This is a genomic window from Loktanella sp. M215 (genome assembly GCF_021735925.1).
Classification (GTDB): Bacteria; Pseudomonadota; Alphaproteobacteria; order Rhodobacterales; family Rhodobacteraceae; genus Loktanella.
In genome coordinates this window covers 1,959,021-1,985,027 of sequence record NZ_WMEA01000001.1, presented here as the reverse complement: position 1 = coordinate 1,985,027, position 26,007 = coordinate 1,959,021, and the positions used below count along the sequence as shown (strand labels likewise).

Genomic DNA, 26,007 nt, shown 5'->3' with positions numbered 1-26,007 from the left:
AGATCATGAAAGACGGCGCCACCACCGATCCCCTGCTGCAGCCGTACCGGCTGAAGCACCTGACGCTGAAGAACCGGATCATGACGACCAGTCACGAACCGGCCTACCCCGAGGACGGGATGCCAAAGGGACGCTATCGCGCCTATCACGCGGAACGGGCCAAGGGCGGCGTGGCGCTGGCGATGACGGCGGGATCGGCGGCGGTCAGCCGCGACAGCCCGCCGGTGTTCAACAATGTCCTCGCCTACCGCGACGAGGTCGTGCCGTGGATTACGGAACTGACGGACGCCTGCCATGAACACGCCTGCGCGGTGATGATTCAGCTGACGCATCTGGGTCGCCGCACGACATGGTCAAAGGGCGATTGGCTGCCCGCTGTCAGCCCCGGCCCGCACCGCGAACCTGCCCACCGTGCCTTTCCCAAGGTGCTGGAAGATTGGGACATCGCCCGCATCATCACCGATTTCGCCGACGCCGCCGAACGGATGCAGGCGGGCGGCATGGACGGGATCGAGCTTTATGCGGGCGGCCACCTGCTGGACAGTTTCTGGTCGCCGCTGACCAATACGCTGACCGGGCCCTACGGGGCTGACAGCATCGAAAACCGCGTGCGATTCACGCTCGACGTTCTGACCGAGGTCCGCAAACGCGTGGGCCCCGATTTTATCGTCGGCATCCGCGGCACGGCGGACGAGATGCAGGCGGGCGGAATCACCGCGGCCGATGGCGTGCGGATTGCGACACTGCTGCGTGACAGCGGCATGGTCGATTTCTTTAACGTCAACCGGGGGCGCATCCATACCGACCCCGCGATGACGCAGATGATCCCGGTGGGCGGCATGCGCAGCGCGCCGCATCTGGACTTCGCAGGCCAGATCCGTGCCGCGACCGGCTTGCCCACGTTCCACGCCAGCCGCATTCAGGACGTGGCCACGGCGCGGCACGCCATCGCGGACGGCCTGCTGGACATGGTCGGGATGACCCGCGCCCACATGGCGGACCCGCATATCGTGCGCAAGATCATGGAAGGGCGCGAACAGCATATCCGGCCCTGCACAGGGGCCAACTACTGCCTTGACCGCATCTATCAGGGCGGCATGGCATTGTGCATCCACAACGCCGCGACCGGGCGCGAGGAAACGATGCCGCACGACATCCCGCCCGCTGCTGTGCCGCGCCATGTCGTCATCGTGGGTGCCGGACCGGCCGGGCTGGAGGCCGCGCGCGTGGCGGCGGCCCGCGGCCACCGCGTCACGGTCTTCGAGGCGGCGGACGCGCCCGGTGGCCAGATCCGCCCGACCGCCCGCACCCCGCGCCGGTCGGAACTGATGGGCATCGTCGACTGGCGCATGGCCCAATGCGAGGCGATGGGCGTCACGTTCCATTTCAACACCTATGCCGAAGAAGCGGACGTCATGGCCCTGACCCCCGATGTCGTGATCGTCGCGACCGGCGGCATGGCGCATACGCAGCTTTACGAAACCGCGCAGGACCAACCCCTCGTCGTGACAAGCTGGGACATCCTGTCAGGCGACGTCAAAGCCGCGGGCCACGTCCTGATCTATGACGAGGCGGGCGATCACGCGGGCCTGCAGGCGGCAGAAGTCGCGCTGACCGCCGGTGCCAAGGTCGAGATCATGACCCCCGATCGCACCTTTGCGCCAGAGGTCATGGCGATGAACCTCGTGCCCTACATGAAGGCGCTGCAGCACGATGACGTCACCTTTACCGTGACGCAGCGCATGCTGGGGGTAGAGCATGTCGGCAACCGGCTGCGCGTGGCCATCGGTACGGATTATTCCAACCGGGTGACCCATGCGGACTACGATCAGGTCGTGCTCAACTATGGAACGATGCCGCTGGACGCGCTTTACCATGCCCTGCGACCGCTGTCGGTGAACGACGGTGCGGTCGATCAGGATGCATTGATCGCAGGCCGACCGCAGACCATCACGACGCGCGCCGACGGCACCTTTCAACTGTTCCGCATCGGCGATGCCGTGGCGTCCCGGAACACCCACGCGGCGATTTATGACGCGCTGCGCCTTGTGAAGGATCTGTGATCGGTCGCGTGCCCGAGGGACCATCGCTGGGCATCGGACGCAAACGGCACGGCTGCCACATCCGTAACGGTACCACCTAGTATCAATTTGGCGTATTCGCCTGCAGTTTTTTTGCAGCCAAAATCAAATCAGCACCCTTAAAGGGCTTTGACATCCGGGCGACATGGCTCATGTCGTCGGGCAGATCGACTGTCGCCCGCGTATATCCGGTTAAAAAGACGAACGGCACTTGCAATGTCAGCAGCGCGCGCGCAACCGGCAGACTGGTTTCCCCGTGACCCAGATTGAGGTCGAGAAACGCGAACCGAGGGCGGGCTGCGTCGATCTGTTTCAGCGCCTCATGCGTATCGTGGCAGATGACGACGGGTGTGAATCCACCGCCTTCCAGCGTGTCTTCGATGTCGAGAGCAATAAGGGCTTCGTCCTCCAGCACCAGGATGGGAGCCTGCATCAGACGTTCTCCTCGAGATCGAAGATGATTTCGTAGCGCAATCCGTCCGGCCTGTAATCGACCGTAATCGTCGCCTTCAAATCGCTTTTCAAAACGCGTTTCAGAACGATGCTGCCAAAGCCCTGACGTGTCGGCGGGACGTCGATCCGTGGTCCACCCACCTCTTGCCAGATGATGTGCGCCCGATTGTCTTCACCGCTGGCATCGTGAATCGTGCGGACCTCGACACGGCCGCCCTCGACGGACAGCGCGCCATACTTGACGGCATTGGTGACAAGCTCGTGCGTCGCCATGCCCAACGATGTGGCAATCCGCGGCACCAGCGGCAGGTCAGGGCCGCGCATCGTCACGCGATCACCTTGCGGATAGGGCAGCGTTTCATTGGCCAGGATCTGGGAATACGTGGTCGATTTCCAATCGCCATCCGTCAGCAGATCATGGGTCCGGGACATCGCCGCCAGCCGATCTTCCAGACGGCCCTGATACGCCGACGGATCGTCGATTCCCTTCAGAAGCAGTTTCGAGATCGAACTGACCGTGGCGAGCGTATTCTTGACCCGGTGCTGCAACTCGGCCAGCAGCATCTTCTGCTGAGCGTTCTGCGCCCGGATCCGCTCGACCATCCGCGCCTGCTCGGTCACCTCCCGGACACAGACGCCGACCGCAAAGACGTCACGTCCCTGCCAGACGGGGTAGAAATCGCCGATCCAGTGGCGCGTCTCTCCAGGGACGGCATGGGTCTCGCCGACGATTTCCAGACCCTGAACGGGCTTTCCGGTGCGAAACACCTCTTCGTAAGGTGGCGTCAGCGTCTCCGCCAGCTCTGGCAGCAGGTCATGAAACGACTTGCCGATATGGTCGGCCGCCGGAAAACCGTTGATCCGGGCCAGTGTGTCGTTGATCCTGACCCAGCTCAGATTGCGATCGACCAGGGCGAGGCAGACCGGTGTCGTGTCATAGAGGTTTTCCAGTTCCGCATATTGCCGTTCCAGCGCCCGTTCGTTCCGTTTCAGCGTCTCCTCGTAATTCTTGCGCTGAGTAATATCCACGAATGACAGAACATAGCCTTCCAGCCGATTGTCGGTCGTGCGGTAAGGCTTGATGCGCAGGATGTAGGTCTCGCCGGTCGCCTGGATCACGACCTCGCGCTCGAAGGACTCCAGCGTTTCGTCGACCCGGTCGGCGTCCTCCTTCAGATCTGGGTAATCGATCCGCGATGCGAGGTCAGAGATCGGCCGACCGATATCACGCACGCGTATACCAAACAGTTTTGACACACTGGGGGTAAAGCTTCTGACGCAGAGCTGTCCGTCGAGGAACAGCACTGCCAGATCGGTGGATTCAAAAAGGTTCTTCAGGTCGGAATTGGCCCGCGTCAGTTGGCGGTTGTTCTCCTGAAGCTCCGCGTTGACGGTTTCGAGTTCCTCGTTGATCGACTGCAATTCCTCGCGCGAGGTCTCCAATTCTTCGTTCGACGACTGCAATTCTTCATTCATGCTCATCAGCTCTTCATTGAAGCTTTTGAGTTCCTCGCCCGAGACTTCCGTCTCTTGCAGGGTTTGCGCCAGTTGCTTGCGCAACTGAATGACCTCTGCCTCGAGGATGTCCCTATCGACCGCTTCACGCTGCTCGATCACATCGCCGATGCGACCGACTTCGATGGCGCGCGCCTCCGTGACGGACAGAATGTAGTCGGCACCCGACGGGCCTATCCTGATGTCGAAGATTCGCGGATTTGTATCCGTCTGCACGACGATATTCTCGACGCTCTGGACCTCTCCGGTATCGACGCAGTGTTGCAGCGCAATGCGCACAGGAAGACGCAGGTCCGGCATCAGAAACGCGTCGATCGAAGTCGACGGCGTCCCGCTGGACGGCTGCACGAAGGCCGTCATCCGCTGCGAGAGATAGATGACGTCTCCTCCGGCCGTGAGCAGCGCAAAGGGCTGTGCGTAGTTGCGCAAGAATTCACGCTCTACCCCGGTTTCCCGCGACAGATCGCGGTTCATGCTTGCGGGCAGCGGCAGCCTTGGCGGGGCGGCCGTCTGTGACAGCGCGCGCCGGGGTTTGTCGAGCAATGCGGAATAGCTGGTCTTGGCCTTCGCGTTCTTGATGAAGATGCGGTGCGTCTTGTCGACGAAGTCGAACAGGTGGTCTTCGCCCGACAACCCCTCGGACGGACCCAGAAACAGATAACCGGTGTCACGCAGGGCAAAGTGGAAACGGGGCACGACCTGCCGCTGCAATTCGGACGACAGATAGATCAGCAGATTGCGGCAAGAGATCAGGTCGATCCGTGAAAACGGCGGGTCCTGGATGATGTTGTGCGGCGCAAAGATGCAGGCCTCGCGCAACAGCGGAACGGCGCGATGTTCGTCCTGCTCGTCCATGAAGTATTTTTCGACATAGGCCGGATCCAGACCGGAAATCGCCGCTGCGGAAAACCGGCCATACCGCGCGGCCGTCAGCGACGCCGTGTCGATATCGGTGCCAAAGACCTGCAGGACCCGTCTGTCCTGACGCGCCTCCATCTCCTCCAGAAACAGGATGGCGATCGAATAGGCCTCCTCTCCGGTCGAACAGCCGGGCACCCAGACGCGCAACGCCGCTTGACTGCCATCCAGCAGGGCCGGGATGACCGTGTCACGCAGTGCAGCGAAGGCATCGGGGTCACGAAAGAATTGAGTCACGCCGATCAGGAATTCCTGCGACAGCAGCTGCGCTTCGTCTTCGTCCTTCAGCACATCCAGAAAGGCATCGACTTTGGTGATGCGGAGGACGGACATCCGACGTTCGATCCGACGCACCAGTGTGCCGGGCTTGTAGGACGAGAAATCGTGTCCGACGACATCCGACAGACGGTCGGCAAAACGCGGCAAGGCCTTTTCGATGGCCAGCTTGATGTCGGGTTCGATGTTTTCGTTGGACAGGCGCTGGCGATGTCTGATGATTTCCGCCAACTGGGTTGCAATGCGTTCGACCGGCAGGATGAAATCCACCAGTCCTGTCGCGATCGCGCTGTCCGGCATGCCCGGAAACCGCGCGCCATCACTTTCCTGCACGAAGGCATAGCCGCCGTTGTTTTTCACCGCCCGCAGCCCTGCGGACCCGTCATTGCCGGTGCCGGACAGCACCACGCAATAGGCATCGCGCCCGCGTGCCTGCGCCATCGCCTGAAAGAACGTATCGATCGGGCGATGCGGCATCTCTTCCTTGACGCGGGCGGTCAGGTGCAGTCGGTCTTTTTTGATGTCCACCACCATGCCCGGTGGCACGACGAAGATATGATCCGGCAGGATGCTGTCGCCGTCCCGGATCTGCGTGACGGGCACGTCGACGTGGTCCTGCAACAGTTCATGCAGGATCGATTTCTGCTTGGGCGACAGATGTTGGACAATGACATAGGCTGCACCTGTGCGCGGCCCGATATGGGCCACCATCGCAAGCAACGCTTCCAACCCGCCAGCCGATGCACCGATACCGACAAGAGGAACTGTAGAGCGCGTGGGCAAGGTGGGCTATCTCGATCTGAATGGGCTTTTTGAGGATCGTATAAGCACCGGGCGCCCGAGTCCCCCATCAATTATCCAGCATCTTAGGTTTTCTGAAACCACTTTCTCTTGACTGACCCGCCGAAATTGAAAGCCTTTAGGTTGCCCCTTCTTTCTGTCGCCTCACGCGGCAGAGCTGGATAAACTGCGGCATCCCCGATGGCAGGCAATCAAGCTTCGTGCCCCGACATCGGCAGCCATCGTGCTGTGCCTCGTCATGATTGAACGATACGCTGCCATGCTGACGACGCGGCTGTAATAGACCGGGGACGCCGCGTTGCATGCCACCCGCCGGATCGACCTGCAGGCGTTGAACCAGACCATCCGACACCTGAGGCAACCGACGACCTTTACACCGACAATCGTTTCAATCTTGAATGGATCCGATTGTCAGTCATAACCGGACAAAATTCGTTCGGGCCGTTTCTGGACAATACGCTGGCCAAGGTGGCAGACGGGGACGGCAATCAGACGCCCGACGGCTTGCATTTGTTCGGTTAAAGGTCATCTAGACGCAGGTAGGCTTGAAATGATGGGCGGGTCCGTGGGCATTGCGATCATCGATGACGATAGTCGTGCAAAAAATCTCGACAAGATGACGACGAATGCGACAGAGGCGGCAAACTTCCTCAAGGCCATTAGTCACGAAGGGCGGCTGATGATCCTGTGCCATCTTGCGAGCGGCGAGAAGTCGGTGACCGAGTTGGATAACCTGCTGTCTGCCAGACAGGCCGCAGTTTCGCAGCAACTCTCTCGCCTAAGGCTTGAAGGATTCGTCGTCCCCCGTCGTGACGGCAAGGCCATTTATTACAGCCTTGCGGATGATCGGTCCCGCCGGATCATCGACCTTGTCTATGACCTGTTCTGCGGCAGGGATTGATATCGCTGCAGACCACCGCTTTTAACGCTCTCCGCTGCGGTGCGGTCCGGACGGAAGGCCACCGCAGCGGAGCGGTCGCTGATGGTCCTCAGTAAGAGTATTCCGGATAGATGCGGCTCAGATCGCCGTGCCACTCGCCGTGGTATTTCGCCAACAATTCGTCCGCCGGCACCTGCCCGCTTTCGATGCTTTCTTGAAGGGCGTTCAGGAAATGCGTCTCATCGGCCACGAGGCCTCCGGCACCGGGCTTTGCCCGCGCCTTGAGCCCGCCATGGGCAATGTTGACGCAAGCGCGGGCCAGATCATGCATGTCGATACCGTCGACCTTCGCCTGCAAGCCGTCGACCGAGGACGCGACCAGCAGCGCCTGCCGCTGTTCCGCGGTCCAGTCCTTGCACAGGTCCCATGCCGCATCGAGCGCACCCTGATCGTAGGTCAGACCGACCCAGAACGCGGGCAGCGCACAAAGCCTGCGCCACGGGCCACCGTCGGCGCCGCGCATTTCGATGAACTGCTTGATCCGCGCTTCGGGGAAGACCGTCGTCAGATGGTCGGCCCAGTCGGACAGCAGGGGCTTTTCACCCGGCAGTGCGGGCAATTCGCCTTTCAGAAAGTCGCGGAACGACTGGCCCAGCGCGTCGATGTATTTCCCGTCGCGGTAGACGAAATACATCGGCACATCGAGGACCCAGTCCACCCAGCGCTCGAACCCCATGCCATCTTCGAAGACCCAGGGCAGCATGCCGGTGCGCGAATTGTCGAGGCCGCGCCACACCCGGCTGCGCCACGATTTGTGGCCGTTCGGCTTACCCTCGAAAAAGGGCGAGTTGGCGAAAAGCGCCGTTGCCACCGGCTGCAGGGCGATGGCGACCCGCAACTTCTGCACCATATCGGCTTCGGAACTGAAATCGAGGTTGACCTGCACGGTGCAGGTCCGGCGCATCATCTGCGTGCCATGCGTGCCGACAGTGCCCATATAGGCGTCCATCAGCTTGTAACGGCCCTTGGGCATCAGCGGCATCTGCTCGTGCGTCCATTCAGGCGCAGCGCCCAGCCCGATGAACCCCGCCCCCATCTCGTCGGCGATCTCCTTCACCTCTGCAAGGTGATCGTTCACCTCGTCACACGTCTGGTGGATCGTCTCCAGCGGCGCGCCGGAGAGTTCCAGCTGGCCGCCAGGTTCAAGGGAGACGTTCGCGCCATCCTTGGTCAGGCCGATGATCTTGCCGCCCTCTTCGACCCGGTCCCACCCGAATCGCTGGGCCATGCCGTCCAGCATCGCCTTGATGCCGACGTCGCCCTCGTAGGGCAGCGGCAGATGGGTCGCCTTGATGTAGCCGAACTTCTCGTGCTCGGTCCCGATCCGCCATTTGTCCTTGGGCTTGCAGCCCTTTGACAGCATCTCGGCCAGTTGGTCATGGCTCTCGATGGGGCCGCCACCGGTTTGGGGAATGGACATGGGGCAGCCTCTTGCAACGACAGATTACACGCGTCTATCTGGCGTGACCCACACCCGTCGTCAATGCAAGAGGGTCCGCGTCTTTTCCCAGACCGTCACCCGCGCACCCGGTGTGCGTTCCAGCACATCCAGCATCTGATTGCTGCGAATGCCGGGCAAGGCGGCAAAGACATCGAACAGCGCCTCTGCCCCTTCTGCATTCACGGGGATGGCCAAAGTCTGCCCGCCGATGCCGGTCATGACCCAGTGCGGTGCGGGAAGTGCGGCAGGTTCCAGTTCCAACCGTGTCATGTCCGCCACGTCCATCGCGCCACCCGTGAGCGGCCCCATGTAGACCAGCCTGCGTTCGTCCAGCATCACGATCCCCGGCCCCTGCCCGTCCTGACGGAACCGCGCGCGCTGGACCCCGGCAAAGCCGAGGCCGGTCGCGATCAGGACCAGCGTGACCCCCAGCCAGCGGACGATTCCCATGCTCTCGATCGCCCACCACAGGCCAAGCGCCTCCAGGGCGCCCGCTGCCAGAACCTCGCGCCAGCGCCAAAGGGTCGCACGTGCTTCCGGTCTCAGAAAATCAGCCACCAACCGTCACCCCGTCATCCTTGAACAGCAACAGGGTCCAGTCCCCCACCTGCGCGAACCCGATCGCCGCATAGGCCCGGACCGCCGCAGCCCCCGAGGCGAAAAGCGTTGCCCGCGCGACCCCAGTCGCACGCGCCTGCGCCAGATGCAGCGCGACCGCGCGCCGGGCATAGCCGCGCCCGCGCAGCGCAGGTGGCGTAAAGACGCCGCCAACCTGCACGATGGCCGGCTGCACCGTGTTGAAACCGGTCATCGCCACAGGCTGGTCGTCGACCAGCAGCACCCGGTGGCTGTCAGCCTCCAGATAGGCATCAAGGATCGCGCTGCCCCGCGCCAAGGCTGCCGCTTCGGTGTCGCCCAGCGCCTCGACGTCGTAGGCGACACGCCACGATTCCATCATCGGCCGTGGTGCATCTGCCAGCGGGATCAGGTCACCTGCCCCGGCGGGGACGCGCAAGGCGTCGAGCGACAACAGAAATTGCGGCTCGTCCTCATCCATCTTGGCCGGGGCGTCACAGAGGCTGGCGGCGCGTTGCACCGCGCGGGCAATATCCCGCCCGCCGATGATTCCACGGACCCTGCGCCCTGCCAGCACGCGGGCCATCGCTGCAGCACTGTCAGGCGGGCCGAACGGCATCACCATCCCCTCGCGCGTGACGCACAGCACTGCGGCCCCATCGGACCATAGCATCGGCGCACGTGGTGCATCGCCGTCCAGACCGTATCGGTCAAGATTGCCGAGCGGGAACATCGCAAGATGCGGCGATACCTCCAGCCGCGCGCGCACCGCCGGCAGATTGTCCGCCGTCACTCGCCACATCATGATCGCCCGTCGCCAGTCCGGGGCGCCTCCCATGGATTGTCTAAAAACAACACTTTGGAAACAGTCATCGCCAATCCCCAAGGCGCGCCTGCCACAGCGTCAGCGCCGCAACCGCGGCCGTGTCCGCCCGCAGGATCCGTGGGCCAAGGCTGACGGCCTGCGCCTGCGGCATGGCGTGCAATCGGGCGCGCTCATCGGCAGAAAACCCGCCCTCGGGACCGATCAGCACGGCCCACGGCCCGGGAGTCAGCGCGTCCAGTTGCGCCGCAGTCCCTGCCAGACCCTCGTCGCAGAACAGGATCCGGCGGTCGTCCCAGCCGTCCAGCACGGCCGACAGGCGCGCGACCTCTGCCACCTGTGGCACGAAGGTGCCGCCGCATTGCTCTGCCGCTTCGACCGCGTGGGCCTGCAACTTGTCCTGCCGCGCCTTTTCGTTCGTGTGATCCGTCACGATCGGCAGGATGCGCGCGACACCCAGTTCCACCGCCTTTTCCACGATGAAATCCGTGCGCACCTTCTTGATCGGCGCGAACATCAGCCACAGGTCCGGCGGCGCGATCTGGGGGGCCGTCCGGCGATCCGCGCGCAAGACACCGCCCCGCTTGGACCCTTCGATCACTGTCGCATCCCAGGCCCCGTCACGGCCGTTGATCAGGGTCAGCACGTCGCCGACACCCAGCCGCATCACGGCAAAGAGATACAGCGCCCGATCCCGATCCAGCGGAACCGTTTGCCCTTCCCCCAAGGGGTGCTCTACAAAAAGGCGAACTTTGGAAGCCATGGACCAGACATATGACCCAGACCACCGGGATGCCAGAGGCCCCATCTCCGAAAGGCGCGTCCCCGAAAGGACAGGTCGCCGATTCCGCCGGCAACTGGGTCGACACCCGCGCACCGTCGTCGTGGCAACCCTACCTGCGCCTGTCGCGCCTCGACCGGCCGATCGGGACGTGGCTGCTGCTGCTGCCCTGCTGGTGGGCCGTGGCGCTCGCGGCTCTGGCGACCGACAGCTTTAGCTGGTTCGACGTCTGGCTCATTGCAGGCTCCGCCGTGGGGGCCGCCCTGATGCGGGGCGCGGGCTGCACCTGGAACGACATCACCGACCGGCATATCGACGGCAGCGTCGCGCGCACGCGGTCGCGCCCCATTCCATCGGGTCAGGTCAGCGTGAAACAGGCGCTGGCGTGGATGATCGTGCAGTGCGGCGTGGCCTTTGGGATCCTGCTGACCTTTCCGCTGGCCGCCATCGCATTAGGCTTTGCCGCGCTGATCCCGGTCGCGGTCTATCCCTTCGCCAAGCGGTTCACATGGTGGCCACAGGTCTTTCTGGGCCTTGCGTTCAACTGGGGCGCGCTGCTGCTGTGGACAGCACACACCGGATCGCTCGGGTGGCCCGCGGTCGTGCTTTATATCGGCGGGATCAGCTGGACGCTGTTCTACGACACGATCTACGCCCATCAGGACACGGAAGACGACGCCCTGATCGGCGTCAAGTCCACAGCGCGCCTGTTTGGCGGGAACAGCCCGCGCTGGTTGCGCGGCTTTCTTGTCGGGACACTGGCGCTGGTGACGGTCGCCGTGGTCGGGGCCTGCATCGACCGGTCGCTGCCGTCCTTGTTGGTGGCATTGCTGGGACCTTGGGCGCTGGCCTGGCACCTGACCTGGCAGCTGACCCGATTCATGCCAGACGACAGTGCTGTCCTGCTGCGCCTGTTCCGGTCGAACCGCGATGCTGGCCTGCTGCCCCTGCCGTTTTTCGCCTGTGCGCTGCTGTTGTGACGCCTTTGATTGCCACGCCCCGCAGCGCCGCTTAGTTAACCGCCAGACCCAGTCCGAGGATTCCGCCCCATGCGTCTGTCACACCTGTTCGCGCGCATCGGCGTCTTTCTGATCGCCGCTGTCGCCTGCACGTTCGCCGCCCGCGCCACCGTCGCCGTGGTCGAGGACGTGTCCGTCATGTCCGTGCAAGAGGATCTGGTCGACGGCGACATGTCTTGGGCCAGCGTGCTGGGAGACGGGCTGCAAGTCATCCTCGAAGGACAGGCCCCGACCGAAGCAGGCCGGTTCCGTGCCATTTCGGCCGCGGGCCGCGTCGTGGATGCCAGCCGGGTGATCGACAACATGACCGTGGCCGACAGCGCCAGCATCGAAGCACCGGAGTTCGCGGTCGAGATCCTGCGCGGCGACAGCGGCATTTCGATCATCGGCCTGATCCCCACCGCGACGGACCGCGCGGCCCTTGATGCGCGGGTGAAAGAGATCGCCAAGGGCGCGCCGGTCACGGACCTGCTGGAAACGGCGGATTATGCAATCCCGCCCCATTGGCGCGACGCGATGACCTATGCCCTGCGCGCGCTGGACCAGTTGCCGCGGTCCAAGATTTCGGTCGGCTCTGACCGGGTGACGATCAGCGCCATCGCCGACAGCGCCGCGCAGAAATCCAGCTTCGAGACGGCTTTGGCCCGCAATGTGCCCGACGGCGTCAAGCGGTCCGTCCGGATTACCGCACCGCGCCCTGTCATCTCGCCGTACACGACGCGCTTCACCATCGATGCGGACGGCGCGCGCTTTGCCGCATGCGCCGTGGACAGCCCTGAGGCCGAACAGAAGATCATGGCCGCCGCTGCCGCTGCGGGCTTTACCGGGCGGTCGACCTGCGTGGAGGCGCTTGGCGTGCCATCGCGGACGTGGGGCAATGCCGTGGCGCTGGCGATCAAGGCTGTGGCCGACATCGGCGGCGGGACCGTGACAATTGCCGACACGGACGTCACACTCGTCGGCACCGAGGAAACCGATCAGGACGCCTTTGACCGCGTGGCTGGCGTTCTGGAAAATGCGCTGCCCGACGTCTACGCCCTGACTGTGGACCTGCCACGCAAGGCCGAAGCAACGGCCGAGGGTCCGCCGACCTTTTCGGCCACCCGCAGCCCGGAAGGTGCCGTGCAGTTGCGCGGCCGGGTCACGGACGATCTGTCAAACACAACGGCGCAGAACTATGCTGCCGCCAAGTTCGGCGCAGCCAATGTCACGATGGGCACCCGCGTCGTCGCGGACCTGCCGCAGGACTGGAACGTGCGCGTCCTGGCCGGGATCGAGGCGCTGGCACAATTGTCCAACGGGGCCGTGACCGTCACACCGGACCGGATCACGGTCACGGGAAACACCGGCGATTCAAAGGCCCCCGCCATCGTCACCAACCTGTTGATCGACAAACTGGGGCCAGAGGCAGAGGCCGACCTCGACATCACCTACGTCAAGGAACTGGACCCGATCGCCGGCCTGCCCACGCCCGAGGAATGCATCGCCAACATCGGCAACGTCACCGACGGGCGCAAGATCCTGTTCGATCCCGGCTCTGCCACCCTGACGTCGGACAGCCAGCCTGTGCTGGACGACATCGCCGAAATCCTCCAACGCTGCCCGGACATCCAGATGCGCATTGCCGGCTACACCGACAGCCAAGGCGGCGAGGACATGAACCAAGAGCTGTCGAAAAACCGTGCCGATGCCGTGCTGAATGCCTTGCGCATCCGCCGCGTGTCGGTCGGCACCTTCGATTCCGTGGGTTATGGCGAGGCCGACCCCATCGCCGACAACGACACCGCCGAGGGGCGCGAGGCCAACCGCCGCATCGCCTTTTCGCTGATCCAGACGGTCGAGGATCCGACCACGCTGGAAGAGGTCGAGACGACAACCGAACCCGCCGCAGCCGATGACGCCGCGACAGAGACCACCGAATAACAAGAACAGGACATTGCCGTGAACCGTACTGAATTCATAGTCGCCACGGCGATCATCCTCTTTGCCGCTTTCGTGATGGGCTGGTTCGCGAGCTGGCTTGTGAACCGGGCGACGCGCGTGACCAAGGCGGAAATCGGCGAACTCGACCGCATGGCCCAAGCCCTGCACGAGGCCGAGGAGACGCGTGACGAGGCGATCACCTATCTGCAGCAGCGCGAGGCCGAAATTTCCAATCAGTTGTCCCAGACCGAAGCGGAACTGCGGGCTGCGATGGACGGTCTGCGCGATGCGCGGCGCGAAGCGGAAGAGTACCGCACCTACATCGAGCGTCAGAACGCCGGCTGACCGGCGCCACACCCTGCCCCGCATGACGGAACGGGACAGGGAACCAGCCCTGCCCTTTCACGGTTACCTCAATATCACGGACCGCGATCACGCGGTCCGTTTTGGTTTTCGCTGAAAGGACACCGCATGAAAGTTCTCATGATCCTCACCTCGCATGACAAGCTGGGCGATACGGGCAAGAAAACGGGCTTCTGGCTCGAAGAGTTTGCCGCGCCCTACTATGTGTTTAAGGACGCCGGTGCCGACATCACGCTGGCCTCGCCCAAGGGCGGGCAACCGCCGCTCGATCCCTCGTCGGATACTGAAGACGCCCAGACCCCCGCAACGGACCGTTTCAAGAAAGACGATCACGCGCAAACACTGCTGGCCCATACGACGAAACTGTCAGAGATCGATGCAGACGGTTTCGACGCCGTCTTCTACCCCGGTGGCCACGGTCCGCTGTGGGATCTGTCCGAAGACGCCGACAGCATCGCGCTGATCGAAACCGTCACCGCTGCAGGGACGCCGCTGGGCGCCGTCTGTCACGCACCTGCCGTATTCAAGAACACTAAGGGGACCGACGGCAAGCCGCTGGTCGCGGGTCGCACGGTGACCGGGTTCACCAATACAGAGGAAGAGGGCGCGGGCCTGACGGCCGTCGTGCCGTTCCTTGTCGAGGACATGCTGATCGCCAATGGCGCAAAGTATGAAAAGGGCGACGATTGGGCGTCGTTCGTCGTGACCGATGGCAAGATCGTCACGGGCCAGAACCCGGCGTCCTCCGAAGAAGCCGCCAAACGTCTGCTGACGCTGATCTGATCGCGGCACGACCGCGCATGATGCGCGTCAGCAATGGCCGACAAACCACTGGTTTGTCGGCCATTCGTGTTTCAGGCGTCCGGCGTCAGGGCTGTCAGGCAGGACTCGGCCAGCGCGCGGTCCGGGTTTTCGGACCCCAGCGGCGTCGCCCAGCCCGCCTTCTCGACGATGCCACGCCGTTGATAGCTGCTGGCATCCGCGATGTCGGCCATCACGGTCTTCGACGTTGGATCGTTCTGTGCAGATTGCACGCAATACGGTGTCAAAGCCGACGCGACGGCGGCTGTCGCAAGTGTGTCAGACATTTCTGACGCGGTGCTGCCTGTCACCCAGCCGCCCCAGTTGAAACCAAGTATCGCAAGCGCAATCGCGCCGACACCCGCGCCCAGAAGGCCGGGTTTCGTCCATGTAGGAGTTTGCATCGTAAAACCGATCTTGGTCAGGAAAGTACGCATGATCACGCACTGCTATGAGGCTAACACACTGTGCGGAAATCCGCGCATGAATTGCCCCGCGCACGATTCTGACGTCAGCGCGGGACAGCAAGGCTGCGGACGGTCACCGATACGCGGCGTTGCGCAGGATACCTTCGTTTGACGATTCGTTTGTCCCGGTGAAGCGCCGATAGAACCGCATCCGCACCCGTCGGCGCCTTGAACTGCCCTTAGTGGACGTGTGCATGCACGGCACCATGTCCGGCGCGCGCTGCAGGCTTTGAGCCGAACAATTGCTGATCGCGGCAGGCGTGGCGACTGCACTCGATTTCGAGCGTGGCATGCGAAACACCGTGACCTGAGAGCGCGGCACGCACCGCGTCCTTTACTGCGTCGGCCCGGTTCCAGTCACCCTCTGCCACGACGACATGAGCATCGACGGCGTTGCGCGCCTCGTCGATCATCCACAGGTGGACATGGTGGACATCCGCCACGCCGTCCACGGCGCGCATGTCGGCCACGATGGCGTCCGCATCCGCCTCGACCGGGCTGCCCAGCATCAGCAGGCGGATCACGGGACCGATCTCGGTCAGGGACTGCCACAAAATGTAGCCGGCGATTGCCAGCGTCACGACGGGGTCGACCCATGTCCAGCCGAAGGTCAGGATCAGCACGCCCGCCACGATCACGCCGACCGATCCCAGCGCGTCAGAGACATTGTGCAGGAACGCCGCGCGGATGTTCATGCTATCCTTGCTCATGGCGAAGGTGAGTGCTGCCGTGACCAGGTCGATCACCAGCGCGAGCGCCGCGATCCAGATCACGAGCCAGCCATCGACCCCTGCGGGCGTGATCAGCCGCGCGATGCCTTCGTAGACCAGCCAGATCCCGATCACGATCAGCGTGGTGTAATTGATCAACGCCGCCACGACCTCGGCCCGGGCATAGCCAAAGGTCATTGCCTTGTCCGCAGGCCTGCGCGCGATCTTGCGCGCCCCGAACGCGATCACGAGGGCCAGCGCGTCGGACAGATTGTGGATCGCATCGGCAATCAGCGCGAGGCTGCCGGAAAAGATGCCACCAACGATCTGCGCCACGGTCAGCAGCAGGTTGACGCCGACGGCAGCCACGATACGGCGGTCGCCTGCACCCGGGTCGACGTGATGATGATGTCCGGCCATGAAACAGCTCCCCTTTTGGCAACAACGCCGCGCGGCGGCATGAAGTTCAGTCCCGTGGCGCCGCCGCCCGCCGCAGACGGTCGTTGATCGCGGCCCCAAGCCCGTGATTGGGCACCGGCGCCACGGCAATCGCCGTGGCCGCCATGGCATCCAACCGGTGCAGGCAGTCGAACAGGTTTGCCGCCGCCTCGCGCAGATCGCCGCTGCGCGACAGGGTCAGATCCCCTGCCACAGCGCCAAAGCCAAGCAACACTTCGCCCGGCAATGCCGCCGTCGCGTTCAACCGCACGGCCCCCTGCGGCGCATAGTGGCTGGCCATCATGCCGGGGGCCGCGATTGTGCCCTCTGCGGACGGATGCGCAAGCGGAGCGCCCAGCGCCTCCGCCAGCACCTCTGCCGGGATGCCACCGGCGCGCAACAGCACGGGGTCGCCGGTCACGTCAACGATCGTCGATTCGACCCCAACGCCGCAGGCACCGCCATCGACAATGCCCGCGATCCGTCCGTTCAGCCCGGTCAGGACATGCGCCGGGGTCGTCGGACTGATGCGGCCGGACGGATTGGCGCTCGGTGCCGCCACCGGACCGCCGAACGCGCGCAGAAGTCCCTGCGCCACGGGATGATCCGGCACCCGCACGGCCAGCGTCGCAAGACCCGCTGTCACCAGCGATGACACGCCCGAACCCGCCCGCAGTGGCAGCACAAGTGTCAAGGCGCCGGGCCAGAAGGCCTGCGCCAAACGGTAAGCCTGCGGGGTAAACGTCACCAGCGCCTCTGCCGCCGCAAGGTCCGCCACGTGCACGATCAACGGATTGAAGCTCGGCCGGCCCTTGGCCGCAAAGATGCCCGCAACCGCGTCCGATTGCCGCGCATCGGCCCCCAGACCATAGACCGTCTCGGTCGGAAAGGCGATCAAACCCCCTGCCCGCAGGACCTCTGCCGCGCTGGCCAGCCCCGCCGCATCTGTCGAAAGCACGACCGTCTCTGACGTGGCGTTGTCATTGCGCGATTGCATGGGGCGGCTACCTTGGTCAGGATCGCGTGTGCATAGCGCAGCGCACCTGCCTTGCCAAGCAGACCCCAGGAGGAGCCCCCATGCCGTACCGTGCCCCCGTCGCCGATTTCCGCTTTCTGCTCGACCACCTCGCAGGTTTCGACGCCGTGACCGCGACCGACAGGTTCAGCGAGGCGACCCCGGACATGACCGACGCCATTCTGACCGAGGCCGCGAAGATGTGCGAAGAAGTCCTCGCGCCGCTGAATCGCGCCGGCGACCTGCACCCGGCGCATCTGGAAAACGGAATCGTGCGCACCTCCCCCGGCTTTGCCGACGGCTACAAGGCGATTGCGGAAGGTGGATGGATCGGGATGTCCGCCGACCCCGCCAATGGTGGCATGGGCCTGCCGATGGCATTGACCACCGCCGTCAACGACATGATGTCGGCGGCCTGCCTGTCGCTGCAACTGAACCCGTTGATGACCCAGGGCCAGATCGAGGCGCTGGAGCACCATGCATCGGACACGCTGCGCGACCTGTATATCCCCAAGCTGATCTCTGGCGAGTGGTGCGGCACGATGAACCTGACCGAACCGCAGGCGGGCTCCGACGTGGGCGCGTTGCGCTCAAAGGCCACGGACAACGGCGACGGCACCTACGCGATCACGGGACAGAAGATCTACATCTCTTGGGCTGACAACGACTTTACCGACAACGTCTGCCACCTTGTCCTCGCTCGCCTGCCCGACGGCGTGCCGGGCACCAAGGGGATCAGCCTGTTTCTGGTGCCGAAGTTCATTCCCGATGCGGATGGCAAGCCCGGCAAAGCCAACGACCTGCGGGTCGTGTCGCTGGAACACAAGCTGGGCCTGCACGGCAGCCCAACGGCTGTCATGGAATATGCCGGGGCCACCGGCTGGATGGTGGGCGCGGAAAACGGCGGCATGGCGGCGATGTTCACCATGATGAACAACGCCCGCCTAGGGGTCGGCACGCAAGGCATCGGTGTCGCCGACGGCGCCTACCAGCACGCGCTGCACTACGCGCAGGACCGAAAACAGGGCAAAGTCGGCGGCACCGGCAGTATCATCGAACACGCCGACGTGCGCCGGATGCTGGCCGAGATGAAGGCCGACACCTTCGCCGCCCGCGCCATCGCCCTGATGTGCGCCTGCGCCATCGACATGACGACCGCCACGGGCGACGCCGCATGGCGCGCCCGCGCCGCCTTTCTCACGCCCATCACCAAGGCGTTCGGAACCGACACCGGCATCAAGGTCGCCTCGATGGGGGTGCAGGTCCACGGCGGCATGGGCTTTGTCGAGGAAACGGGGGCCGCCCAGTATCTGCGCGACGTCCGTGTCACGGCGATCTACGAAGGCACCAACGGCATTCAGGCGATGGACCTCGTCGCCCGCAAGCTGATGGACGGCGGCGACGCCGCCCGCCTGCTGATCGAGGAAATCCAGACCGGCGCCGAAGCCGCACGATCGACCCACGCGGACCTGACAGAAGCGGTCTGGCAGGCGGCGGAGGACCTGCGCGAAACGACGGACTGGCTGGTTGCGCAGACCGACCTGCAACAGCGGTTCGCGGGCGCCGTGCCCTACCTTGCGGCTTTCGCCCGGGTCCTCGGTGGCCACGCGCACCTCGCAGCGGCGATCCACGGCGATACCGCCCGCGCCCGCCTTGCAACCTTCTACATCAAGCGACTGCTGCCAGACGTGACCGGCCTTCTGGCACAGGTGCGCGAAGGGTCGGACGACCTTCTGGCGATTTCTCCCGACGATCTGGCTGCGTGACTTGCGGATGTCCCCGTTCGGCCCTGCGGGCCGAATGCCTCCGGCGGAAGTATTTTAGACCAGAAGAAGCAGCTGGCCGCAGGCATGGGGGACGGTGGGCGGGGCGCCTTGCCCGCGCAGCGGGCAACAGCGTCGCGCACCGACCCCGCTTTACGTTCCGCGCAGGATCCGTCAGGCCGTTCGCATGAAAATCACGACACCCTTTCCCGATCCCCCCACCCCCGGCACGGCGATCGAAGTCGCGCCCGGTGTGCTCTGGATGCGCCTGCCCCTGCCGATGGCGCTCGATCACGTCAATATCTATGCCTTCGACGAGGGTGACGGTTGGACGATCGTCGACACCGGCTTTGACAGCCGCACGACGCGTGCCCTCTGGCAGGACCTGCTGGACGGTCCCCTCGCGGGCAAGCCCGTCACGCGCCTGATCGTCACGCACCACCACCCGGATCACGTCGGCCTCGCTGGCTGGTTCATTGAAAAGGGGGCGGTCCTGCTGATGCCGCGGACCGCCTGGCTGATGGCACGCATGCTGACCCTCGACGTTCAGGACCGGGCGACGCCGGCGCAGATCGCCTACTGGCAGGCGGCCGGCATGGATCCCGCGACCCTCGCGCAGCGCCGGCACGACAGGCCCTTCAATTTCGCGGATTGCGTTCACCCGCTGCCCTTGGGCTTTACCCGACTGGTCGACGACGCCACGATCCGCATCGGCGGCCGGACGTGGGACATCCGGATGGGCGACGGGCATGCGCCGGAGCATGCCACATTCTGGTCCCGCGACGATCACCTCGTGATCGGTGGCGACCAGCTGCTGCTGTCGATCAGCCCGAACCTCGGCGTCTACCCGACGGAGCCCGATGCCGATCCCGTCGGTGACTGGATCGCAAGCTGCCAGCGGTTCCAGCCCCACGCCCGCCCGGACCAGCTGGTGCTGGGCGGACACAAACTGCCTTATACCGGCCTGCCCCTGCGGTTGACCCAGATGATCGACAATCACCACGCGGCCCTCGCCCGTCTGCACGGCCATATCGCCACGCCGCGCACCGCAGGGGACTGCTTTGCGCCACTCTTCAAGCGCACCATCGGTCCAGAGACCTACGGCCTCGCACTCGTCGAGGCGGTGGCCCACCTGAACCACCTGCACCAGACCGGTCGCGCGACACGGACCAAAGGTACCGACAATGCATGGTACTATCGTGCCATTCCCTGACGTGGCATTAATGATCACATGTGAAGTGTGGCGCCATGACAATGCACATCCTCCCCCATACGTCCGGTCACGCCTCGGCACTGCGCCTGGCCGATATCCTCGGTCCGCTGTCCCACGCCCTTGATCTGACCGAAGGTCAGGCGCCCGGTCATTGCATCCGGTGCTGCCACATCGGCACCCGCATTGGCGAGATGATGGGCCTGAATGACGCCGAGATGGACGATCTTTACTACACCCTTCTGCTCAAGGATCTCGGCTGCTCCTCCAATGCCGCCCGGATCTGCGAGCTGTATCTGGCAGATGATCTGTCCTTCAAACGCGACTTCAAGTCGATCGACGGCAGCCTGTCTGCGGCCCTGCGGTTCGTCTTCGCAAAGACGGGGCTGGAATCGGGCCTTACCGAACGGATCGGCGCCATTATCAACATCCTGCGCAACGGTGGCGAGATCGTCGACGACCTGATCGAGACCCGTTGCCACCGTGGCGCTGACATCGCCGCACGCATGCGATTTTCAACTGCCGTTCAGGACGGGGTCCGATGCCTTGACGAACACTGGGATGGCGGCGGTCGCCCTGCGGGACTGGCGGGGGAGGCGATCCCGCTCAATGCGCGCATCGCCCTGTTATCGCAGGTCGTCGACATCTTTCACAGCAGCGGCGGGCGTGCCGCCGCCCTGCTGGAAGTCCAGCGCCGTGCGGGATCGTGGTTCGACCCGGATCTGGTTTCCACCTTCACACGACTTGCCGCCGATCCCGGGTTCTGGGCCGATCTGACATCGCCGTTTCTTCAATCGCTTGTCCTGTCGCAGCCTTCGGGACACCGGCTTGCGGTGGTCGATGCCGGATACCTGGACGACATCGCGCAGGCCTTTGCCGATGTCATCGACGCAAAAAGCAATTTTACCGCCGACCACTCCCGCCGCGTCACCTTCTACGCGGATATCATTGCGGAACAGATGGGACACGATCCCGCCGGCCGTCGCTGGCTGCGGCGTGGCGCGCTTCTGCACGATCTGGGCAAACTCGGTATCAGCAATCAGATCCTCGACAAGGCGGGCAAGCTTGATTCCAGCGAATGGACCGCCATCCGCCAGCATCCCGATACCGGTGCGGATATCCTGTCCAACATTGCGGTGTTCGGCGACATCGCGCCCCTCGCCCGTGACCACCACGAAAGGCTGGACGGCAAGGGCTATCCCAGCGGCTGTGACGGCGACAGTTTGCCACTCTCCACCCGCATCGTCACCGTGGCGGATGTCTTCGATGCCTTGTCGGCCAAGCGTCCCTACCGCGCGGCGATGCCCATTGCCGAGGTCTTTACCATTCTCGACCGGGACCGCAGCACCGCATTCGATCCCGATTGCATTGATGCGCTTCGCAGCGGTCTGGACCGCATGGCGCGGACGGCAAACTGACGTGGGACGGTCTTGCCACGGGGGCGTGACAGGCGTCCGTGGATCGGCTAGGACAGGGTCGACACATCAGACAAGGACGATGCAGATGGCAGACCACAAGCATGGCGAAATGGACGTCACCGTTCAGGAAAAGACCTTCGACAGCTTTATCTGGTTCGTATCACGCGGTGCCATCGCGATCGTCGTCCTTCTGATCCTGCTCGCCCTCGCGAACGGCTGATGATCTCGCGTCGCGCGCTGGTCTGCGGTCTGCCGCTGGCGGCAGTCGCCGCCTGTGCTGCGCCGCAGACGTCTTCCCCACCAGAGATGATCGCGGAAAAGCGGTTCGCAGGGCCCGGTCCTCGGGTCCTGACGCTGTTCACGATGCGCAGTGTCAGCTCGGACAGCGGCGCGCACTCCAGCCTGCTGATCGACGCGCCCAGCCAGCGGGTGATCTTTGATCCTGCCGGCAGCTTTCGCCACAGCACGATCGCGGAACGCAACGACGTCCTATTCGGTGTGACCCCCCAGGTCGAAGCCTATTACATAAGCTACCACGCCCGAGAGACCTTCTACGTGCTGGGCCAGACCCTGCCGGTCACCGACGCGGTCGCGGAACAGGCCCTGCAACTGGCGCTGACCAACGGGCCCGTGCCCAAATCGTTCTGCACCAACGCAACATCGCGACTGTTGCGACAATTGCCCGGTCTGTCGGACCTGCCGCAGACCTTCTTTCCCAACACGCTGGCCGAAGCGTTTGGCCAGTTGCCCGGTGTGACGACGCGGGAATGGCGCGAGAACGATCCGGACAACAAGGCGCTGGCGCTGGCGGAAATCGAGATGCAGCTGCGCTGAGGGCCAAGGCCGATTTTCTGTGAAAAATCGGAGAGGCGCCAACCTGTGGTGAAGACGCTCAGAAGGCGCCGGCCACGAAAAGCCCGATATAGAGCGCCGCAAACCCCGACAGAATCGCCCAGATGACCTGGCGGGTCCATAGCCCGACAGCGAGTGCGACCGCCGCAGCGACCAATCGCACCGCATCGGGCTGTCCGCCCGTCGCTGCCGGCCACAGCACCAGCGGGGCCACCAGCCCCGGCAGGACGGCCACCGGCGTATAGCGCAGCAGGCGCAACACGATCGGGGGCATCGCCCGGTTTCCGATCAATCCAAGGAACGAGAACCGGATCAGGAACGTCGCCACCGCCAGTGCCGCGATGATGCCCCAGATCTCTGCCGTGCTGTAACTCATGTCCGCTCCTCCACCAGCACGCCGACCGCCATGGCGCAGGCCGCCGCAATCAGCAGGCCAAAGCCCGACGGCAAACCGCTCAACGCCAGTGCCACAACGACGGATGTGCCCGCCGCCGCCACGTGCGCAAGCGTGCGCAGCATCGGCGCCACCATGGCCAGAAAGGTGATCGGCAAGGCGAAATCGAGTGCCATCGCAGGCGGGATCGTGGCCCCGACCAGCACCCCCACGGCCGTCATGCCGCACCAGATCGGGGTGATCGGTGTCGCGACCCCGAAGAAATAGACGATGCGCTCGCGCACCGTCAGGGATGGCCGCTCCTCGTAGGCCTTGACGCTGGCAAGATAGGTCTGGTCGAACAGCAGATAGGCGACGCATGCCCGCTGCCACAGGGGTGCCGGTCCCAGCGACGGCACGAGGGCCGCCGAATACATCGCCATCCGCAGGTTGACCGCCAAAGCTGCCAGCAGCACCAGCGCGATCCCCGCATGATCCACCATCATCTGCAGGGCGGCAAACTGCGATGCCCCTGCGATCACCAGCACGCTGAACCCCATCGCCTGCCCCAGTGTCAGGCCAGCCTCTGTGGCGGCCACGCCGAACAGCAGCGAAAACGGCACGACCACGATCACGAAAGGGGCACCCGCCCGGACCCCCTCCCAATAGACGGATTTCGTGGTGGCAGAGGTCATGTGTTTGGCCTAGGTCTGGAAGTAATCGCGCAATGCCTACCCCTGTGCCAGAGGATTGACAATTGGCCACCCTCACCGACACGCCCTACATCATCGCGCCGCAACCGGCCCTGCCCCGCCTGACACGCGCCGTCACCGGCACCGATCAAACGGGCCGCACGGTCGACTTGCGCGTGGTCGAAGAGCGGCCTCTGACCATCTACCTCAACAGTCGTGAAATCGTCACGGCCATGACGATCGGCGACTATCCGGTCTATCTGGCGCTGGGGTTTCTGCGCAATCAGGGGATGCTGTCGGACGACGACACCGTGACCGGCGTCGATTACGACGAGGAGCTGGAGGTCGTGGTGGTCCGCACCGCCGTCGTGACCGACCACGAAGCGAAGCTGCAGAAGAAGACACGGACGTCCGGCTGCGCAGTGGGCACGGTCTTTGGCGACATGATGGCGGGGCTGGACGATCTGCAACTGCCGGAAACGCCGGTCAGGACGTCCGACCTTTACACGCTTGCCGCCACGATCAACCGCACGCCGTCGCTCTACCTCGAAGCGGGGGCGATCCACGGCACGGTGCTGTGTCAGGCGGATCAGCCGCTTGTCTACATGGAGGACGTCGGCCGTCACAACGCCGTCGACAAGATCGCGGGCTGGATGTTCGCCGAAGGTGTCACAGCGACCGACAAGCTGCTTTATACCACCGGCCGTCTCACCTCTGAAATGGTCATCAAGACCGCGCTGATGGGTATCCCCACCCTCGTCTCCCGCTCCGGCTTTACCGCCTGGGGGGTCGAGATCGCGAAGACGGTCGGCCTGACCCTGATCGGGCGGATGAAGGGCCAGCGCTTTACCTGCCTCGCCGGCGAACAACGCCTGATCCGCGACATGGACCCGGCAGAGGTCGCTGACGAGCCGCATCGCCAGTCACGCAAGGCCGCCGAATGACGACCTTCAGCAAACCGGAGACTACCAAGTGCCGCGCGGTGCGTCCGTGATCGCCCCCCTCGGACTGATCCTGATGGGCGGTCAGGCGACCCGCATGGGCGGCGGCGACAAGGGGTTGCTGCCGCTTGGTCAGACGACAATACTCGGCCATGTGCTCGACCGACTGGCGCCGCAAACGGACGGCGTTGCCCTGAATGCCAACGGCGATCCGGCCCGGCTCGCCCATCTGCACCTGCCGGTCCTACCCGACACGATCCCCGATCACGCCGGCCCGCTGGCTGGGATCCTCGCAGGTCTCGACTGGGCTGCGGCGCAGGGTGCCACCCATATCGTTACCGCCGCCGCCGATACGCCGTTCCTACCCTGCGACCTCGTCCCGCAGCTTCTGCTGGCCGGTGGCGACGCGGGCTTTGCCCTTGCGGCGTCGCCGGGTGGGCGTCAGCCGACCTTCGGCCTCTGGCCGGTATCCCTGCGCGCGGACCTGCGGCAGGCGCTGAACGACGGGTTGCGCAAGATCGTGCAGTTCACCGCGGCGCGCGGGGCTGGAACCGCAAGGTTTCCCGACGACGCCGCCTTTTTCAACGTCAACACGCCGCAGGACCACGCGGCAGCGCAGGCCATGCTGTGAACATCTTCGGCATTACCGGATGGAAGAACGCGGGCAAGACCGGCCTGATGGAACGTCTTGTCAGCGATATCACCGCGCGCGGCTTTACCGTCTCGACCCTGAAGCACGCGCATCACAGCTTTGACGTGGATCATCCGGGCAAGGACAGCCACCGCCACCGCATCGCGGGTGCGTCGCAGGTCCTCCTCGCCTCGCAGACCCGCTGGGCGCTTATGACGGAACTGCGCGACAAGGCCGAGCCGCCGCTCAGCGCATTGCTTGCCCATCTCGATCCTGTCGACCTGATCCTTGTCGAAGGCTACAAACGCGACACCCACCCCAAGATCGAGGCCTTCCGCGCTGCGACCGGCAACCCGTTGATCGCCACGGACGACCCTACGATCGTGGCGGTTGCGACGGATACGCCGCTGGCGCTGGCGCGCCCGCAGTTCGACCTGAACGACACCGCCGCCATTGCGGACTTCATCCTCGGGCAGGTCGGCCTGCCCGCGCGACCGTGAGCTTCGATACCGTCATCGCCGTCGACTGGTCCGGTGGCAACGACCGCGGGGCCAGCCCCAAGCGTGACGCGATCTGGACCTGCATCGCGCGCGCGGGCCGGGCCGAGGCGCCGCTTTACCACCGCAACCGGCAGGTGGCCGAGCGCTGGATCATCGACGCGCTGACCGCCGAGCACGCAGCCGGTCGGCGCACCCTGGCCGCTTTCGACCTTTGTTTCGCCTACCCGACCGGTTTCGCCGCACAGCTTACGGGCGCTGACGACCCCCCTCGCCCTCTGGGACTGGT

At 64.4% G+C, this 26,007-nt stretch carries 25 protein-coding genes; 14 read left to right on the top strand and 11 right to left on the bottom strand.

The window, feature by feature from the left end; genetic code table 11:
• Positions 1 to 5 precede the first annotated feature (5 nt).
• Positions 6 to 2,063 carry an NADH:flavin oxidoreductase gene (locus tag GLR48_RS09685; RefSeq protein ID WP_237061061.1) on the top strand — a complete coding sequence of 686 codons (2,058 nt, stop codon included), beginning with the start codon at positions 6 to 8 and terminating at the stop codon, positions 2,061 to 2,063.
• Between the two features lie 82 nt (positions 2,064 to 2,145).
• Here the strand turns inward: GLR48_RS09685 and GLR48_RS09680 are convergent, their stop codons facing one another.
• Together GLR48_RS09680 and GLR48_RS09675 are read right to left on the bottom strand one after the other, a co-directional pair.
• The gene (locus GLR48_RS09680; RefSeq protein WP_237061060.1) at positions 2,146 to 2,514 is read right to left on the bottom strand and encodes a response regulator; all 369 of its coding nucleotides are present in this window, start codon (positions 2,512 to 2,514) and stop codon (positions 2,146 to 2,148) included.
• Entirely contained in the window at positions 2,514 to 6,026 is a 3,513-nt protein-coding gene (locus GLR48_RS09675; RefSeq protein ID WP_237061059.1) for a chemotaxis protein CheB, read from the bottom strand. Before GLR48_RS09675 ends, GLR48_RS09680 begins: the two co-directional genes overlap by 1 nt.
• Before the next feature lie 634 nt (positions 6,027 to 6,660).
• Between GLR48_RS09675 and GLR48_RS09670 the strand changes: the two genes are divergently transcribed.
• Positions 6,661 to 6,945: an ArsR/SmtB family transcription factor gene (locus GLR48_RS09670; RefSeq protein ID WP_442915835.1), complete on the top strand. Its 285-nt coding sequence runs from the start codon at positions 6,661 to 6,663 to the stop codon at positions 6,943 to 6,945.
• A gap of 88 nt (positions 6,946 to 7,033) precedes the next feature.
• Here GLR48_RS09670 and GLR48_RS09665 read toward each other — a convergent pair whose 3' ends face one another.
• The 4 genes from GLR48_RS09665 to GLR48_RS09650 form a co-directional block, all read right to left on the bottom strand.
• Positions 7,034 to 8,404 (bottom strand): glutamate--cysteine ligase, encoded by a 1,371-nt coding sequence (locus tag GLR48_RS09665; RefSeq protein ID WP_237061058.1) that lies wholly within the window; start codon positions 8,402 to 8,404, stop codon positions 7,034 to 7,036.
• 60 nt (positions 8,405 to 8,464) lie between these two features.
• The gene (locus tag GLR48_RS09660; RefSeq protein ID WP_237061057.1) at positions 8,465 to 8,983 is read right to left on the bottom strand and encodes a hypothetical protein; all 519 of its coding nucleotides are present in this window, start codon (positions 8,981 to 8,983) and stop codon (positions 8,465 to 8,467) included.
• Positions 8,976 to 9,806 (bottom strand): GNAT family N-acetyltransferase, encoded by an 831-nt coding sequence (locus GLR48_RS09655; protein WP_237061056.1) that lies wholly within the window; start codon positions 9,804 to 9,806, stop codon positions 8,976 to 8,978. The genes GLR48_RS09660 and GLR48_RS09655 overlap by 8 nt, the downstream gene beginning before the upstream one ends.
• Before the next feature lie 64 nt (positions 9,807 to 9,870).
• Entirely contained in the window at positions 9,871 to 10,587 is a 717-nt protein-coding gene (locus GLR48_RS09650) for a 16S rRNA (uracil(1498)-N(3))-methyltransferase (RefSeq protein ID WP_237061055.1), read from the bottom strand.
• A gap of 11 nt (positions 10,588 to 10,598) precedes the next feature.
• Here GLR48_RS09650 and ubiA point away from each other — a divergent pair, with 11 nt between their 5' ends.
• The 4 genes from ubiA to GLR48_RS09630 all read left to right on the top strand — a co-directional run bounded on the left by ubiA (position 10,599) and on the right by GLR48_RS09630 (position 14,693).
• Complete coding sequence (gene ubiA / locus GLR48_RS09645; protein ID WP_237061054.1) at positions 10,599 to 11,585, top strand: 4-hydroxybenzoate octaprenyltransferase; 987 nt, start codon at positions 10,599 to 10,601, stop codon at positions 11,583 to 11,585.
• A 69-nt stretch (positions 11,586 to 11,654) separates the two neighbouring features.
• A complete protein-coding gene (locus tag GLR48_RS09640; protein WP_237061053.1) occupies positions 11,655 to 13,547 on the top strand; it encodes an OmpA family protein in 1,893 nt (630 codons plus the stop codon).
• A gap of 18 nt (positions 13,548 to 13,565) precedes the next feature.
• On the top strand, positions 13,566 to 13,892 hold the full coding sequence (locus tag GLR48_RS09635; protein ID WP_237061052.1) for a hypothetical protein: 327 nt from the start codon (positions 13,566 to 13,568) through the stop codon (positions 13,890 to 13,892).
• A gap of 126 nt (positions 13,893 to 14,018) precedes the next feature.
• Positions 14,019 to 14,693, top strand: a complete 675-nt coding sequence (locus tag GLR48_RS09630; protein WP_237061051.1) for a type 1 glutamine amidotransferase domain-containing protein — start codon at positions 14,019 to 14,021, stop codon at positions 14,691 to 14,693.
• Positions 14,694 to 14,764: 71 nt separating this feature from the next.
• Here the strand turns inward: GLR48_RS09630 and GLR48_RS09625 are convergent, their stop codons facing one another.
• From GLR48_RS09625 to GLR48_RS09615, 3 genes are all read right to left on the bottom strand, one after another.
• On the bottom strand, positions 14,765 to 15,148 hold the full coding sequence (locus tag GLR48_RS09625; protein WP_237061050.1) for a hypothetical protein: 384 nt from the start codon (positions 15,146 to 15,148) through the stop codon (positions 14,765 to 14,767).
• A gap of 209 nt (positions 15,149 to 15,357) precedes the next feature.
• On the bottom strand, positions 15,358 to 16,308 hold the full coding sequence (locus GLR48_RS09620; protein ID WP_237061049.1) for a cation diffusion facilitator family transporter: 951 nt from the start codon (positions 16,306 to 16,308) through the stop codon (positions 15,358 to 15,360).
• Positions 16,309 to 16,354: 46 nt separating this feature from the next.
• Entirely contained in the window at positions 16,355 to 17,323 is a 969-nt protein-coding gene (locus tag GLR48_RS09615; protein WP_237061048.1) for an L-threonylcarbamoyladenylate synthase, read from the bottom strand.
• An 80-nt stretch (positions 17,324 to 17,403) separates the two neighbouring features.
• Here GLR48_RS09615 and GLR48_RS09610 point away from each other — a divergent pair, with 80 nt between their 5' ends.
• From GLR48_RS09610 to GLR48_RS09590, 5 genes are all read left to right on the top strand, one after another.
• Entirely contained in the window at positions 17,404 to 19,107 is a 1,704-nt protein-coding gene (locus GLR48_RS09610; RefSeq protein WP_237061047.1) for an acyl-CoA dehydrogenase, read from the top strand.
• A 184-nt stretch (positions 19,108 to 19,291) separates the two neighbouring features.
• Positions 19,292 to 20,317: an MBL fold metallo-hydrolase gene (locus GLR48_RS09605; RefSeq protein WP_237061046.1), complete on the top strand. Its 1,026-nt coding sequence runs from the start codon at positions 19,292 to 19,294 to the stop codon at positions 20,315 to 20,317.
• A 35-nt stretch (positions 20,318 to 20,352) separates the two neighbouring features.
• On the top strand, positions 20,353 to 21,732 hold the full coding sequence (locus GLR48_RS09600; RefSeq protein WP_237061045.1) for an HD-GYP domain-containing protein: 1,380 nt from the start codon (positions 20,353 to 20,355) through the stop codon (positions 21,730 to 21,732).
• A gap of 85 nt (positions 21,733 to 21,817) precedes the next feature.
• A complete protein-coding gene (locus tag GLR48_RS09595) occupies positions 21,818 to 21,952 on the top strand; it encodes an aa3-type cytochrome c oxidase subunit IV (RefSeq protein WP_237061044.1) in 135 nt (44 codons plus the stop codon).
• Positions 21,952 to 22,566 (top strand): hypothetical protein, encoded by a 615-nt coding sequence (locus tag GLR48_RS09590; protein ID WP_272911388.1) that lies wholly within the window; start codon positions 21,952 to 21,954, stop codon positions 22,564 to 22,566. The genes GLR48_RS09595 and GLR48_RS09590 overlap by 1 nt, the downstream gene beginning before the upstream one ends.
• Positions 22,567 to 22,624: 58 nt before the next feature.
• On the opposite strand, the gene GLR48_RS09585 is transcribed toward GLR48_RS09590, so the two are convergent.
• Together GLR48_RS09585 and GLR48_RS09580 are read right to left on the bottom strand one after the other, a co-directional pair.
• Complete coding sequence (locus GLR48_RS09585) at positions 22,625 to 22,960, bottom strand: AzlD domain-containing protein (protein WP_237061043.1); 336 nt, start codon at positions 22,958 to 22,960, stop codon at positions 22,625 to 22,627.
• On the bottom strand, positions 22,957 to 23,652 hold the full coding sequence (locus GLR48_RS09580; RefSeq protein WP_237061042.1) for an AzlC family ABC transporter permease: 696 nt from the start codon (positions 23,650 to 23,652) through the stop codon (positions 22,957 to 22,959). Before GLR48_RS09580 ends, GLR48_RS09585 begins: the two co-directional genes overlap by 4 nt.
• 62 nt (positions 23,653 to 23,714) lie before the next feature.
• Between GLR48_RS09580 and GLR48_RS09575 the strand changes: the two genes are divergently transcribed.
• Genes GLR48_RS09575 through mobB form a run of 3 tightly spaced genes read left to right on the top strand, consistent with a single transcriptional unit; the run spans position 23,715 to position 25,721 of the window.
• On the top strand, positions 23,715 to 24,593 hold the full coding sequence (locus GLR48_RS09575; RefSeq protein ID WP_237061041.1) for a formate dehydrogenase accessory sulfurtransferase FdhD: 879 nt from the start codon (positions 23,715 to 23,717) through the stop codon (positions 24,591 to 24,593).
• 46 nt (positions 24,594 to 24,639) lie between these two features.
• On the top strand, positions 24,640 to 25,221 hold the full coding sequence (gene mobA / locus GLR48_RS09570) for a molybdenum cofactor guanylyltransferase MobA (protein WP_237061040.1): 582 nt from the start codon (positions 24,640 to 24,642) through the stop codon (positions 25,219 to 25,221).
• Positions 25,218 to 25,721, top strand: a complete 504-nt coding sequence (mobB, locus tag GLR48_RS09565) for a molybdopterin-guanine dinucleotide biosynthesis protein B (protein WP_237061039.1) — start codon at positions 25,218 to 25,220, stop codon at positions 25,719 to 25,721. Before mobA ends, mobB begins: the two co-directional genes overlap by 4 nt.
• Positions 25,722 to 26,007: the final 286 nt, after the last annotated feature.

What these genes read in the sequence shown, in the direction of transcription:
- GLR48_RS09640 (WP_237061053.1), top strand. Translation starts at nt 11,655, where the DNA reads ATGCGTCTGTCACACCTGTTCGCGCGCATCGGCGTCTTTCTGATCGCC.
- GLR48_RS09650 (WP_237061055.1), bottom strand. Translation starts at nt 10,587, where the DNA reads ATGGCTTCCAAAGTTCGCCTTTTTGTAGAGCACCCCTTGGGGGAAGGG.
- GLR48_RS09615 (WP_237061048.1), bottom strand. Translation starts at nt 17,323, where the DNA reads ATGCAATCGCGCAATGACAACGCCACGTCAGAGACGGTCGTGCTTTCG.
- GLR48_RS09655 (WP_237061056.1), bottom strand. Translation starts at nt 9,806, where the DNA reads ATGATGTGGCGAGTGACGGCGGACAATCTGCCGGCGGTGCGCGCGCGG.
- GLR48_RS09630 (WP_237061051.1), top strand. Translation starts at nt 14,019, where the DNA reads ATGAAAGTTCTCATGATCCTCACCTCGCATGACAAGCTGGGCGATACG.
- GLR48_RS09665 (WP_237061058.1), bottom strand. Translation starts at nt 8,404, where the DNA reads ATGTCCATTCCCCAAACCGGTGGCGGCCCCATCGAGAGCCATGACCAA.
- GLR48_RS09680 (WP_237061060.1), bottom strand. Translation starts at nt 2,514, where the DNA reads ATGCAGGCTCCCATCCTGGTGCTGGAGGACGAAGCCCTTATTGCTCTC.
- GLR48_RS09595 (WP_237061044.1), top strand. Translation starts at nt 21,818, where the DNA reads ATGGCAGACCACAAGCATGGCGAAATGGACGTCACCGTTCAGGAAAAG.
- GLR48_RS09610 (WP_237061047.1), top strand. Translation starts at nt 17,404, where the DNA reads ATGCCGTACCGTGCCCCCGTCGCCGATTTCCGCTTTCTGCTCGACCAC.
- GLR48_RS09685 (WP_237061061.1), top strand. Translation starts at nt 6, where the DNA reads ATGAAAGACGGCGCCACCACCGATCCCCTGCTGCAGCCGTACCGGCTG.
- GLR48_RS09590 (WP_272911388.1), top strand. Translation starts at nt 21,952, where the DNA reads ATGATCTCGCGTCGCGCGCTGGTCTGCGGTCTGCCGCTGGCGGCAGTC.
- GLR48_RS09585 (WP_237061043.1), bottom strand. Translation starts at nt 22,960, where the DNA reads ATGAGTTACAGCACGGCAGAGATCTGGGGCATCATCGCGGCACTGGCG.
- GLR48_RS09620 (WP_237061049.1), bottom strand. Translation starts at nt 16,308, where the DNA reads ATGGCCGGACATCATCATCACGTCGACCCGGGTGCAGGCGACCGCCGT.
- GLR48_RS09670 (WP_442915835.1), top strand. Translation starts at nt 6,661, where the DNA reads ATGACGACGAATGCGACAGAGGCGGCAAACTTCCTCAAGGCCATTAGT.
- GLR48_RS09605 (WP_237061046.1), top strand. Translation starts at nt 19,292, where the DNA reads ATGAAAATCACGACACCCTTTCCCGATCCCCCCACCCCCGGCACGGCG.
- GLR48_RS09625 (WP_237061050.1), bottom strand. Translation starts at nt 15,148, where the DNA reads ATGCGTACTTTCCTGACCAAGATCGGTTTTACGATGCAAACTCCTACA.
- GLR48_RS09580 (WP_237061042.1), bottom strand. Translation starts at nt 23,652, where the DNA reads ATGACCTCTGCCACCACGAAATCCGTCTATTGGGAGGGGGTCCGGGCG.
- ubiA (WP_237061054.1), top strand. Translation starts at nt 10,599, where the DNA reads ATGACCCAGACCACCGGGATGCCAGAGGCCCCATCTCCGAAAGGCGCG.
- GLR48_RS09600 (WP_237061045.1), top strand. Translation starts at nt 20,353, where the DNA reads ATGACAATGCACATCCTCCCCCATACGTCCGGTCACGCCTCGGCACTG.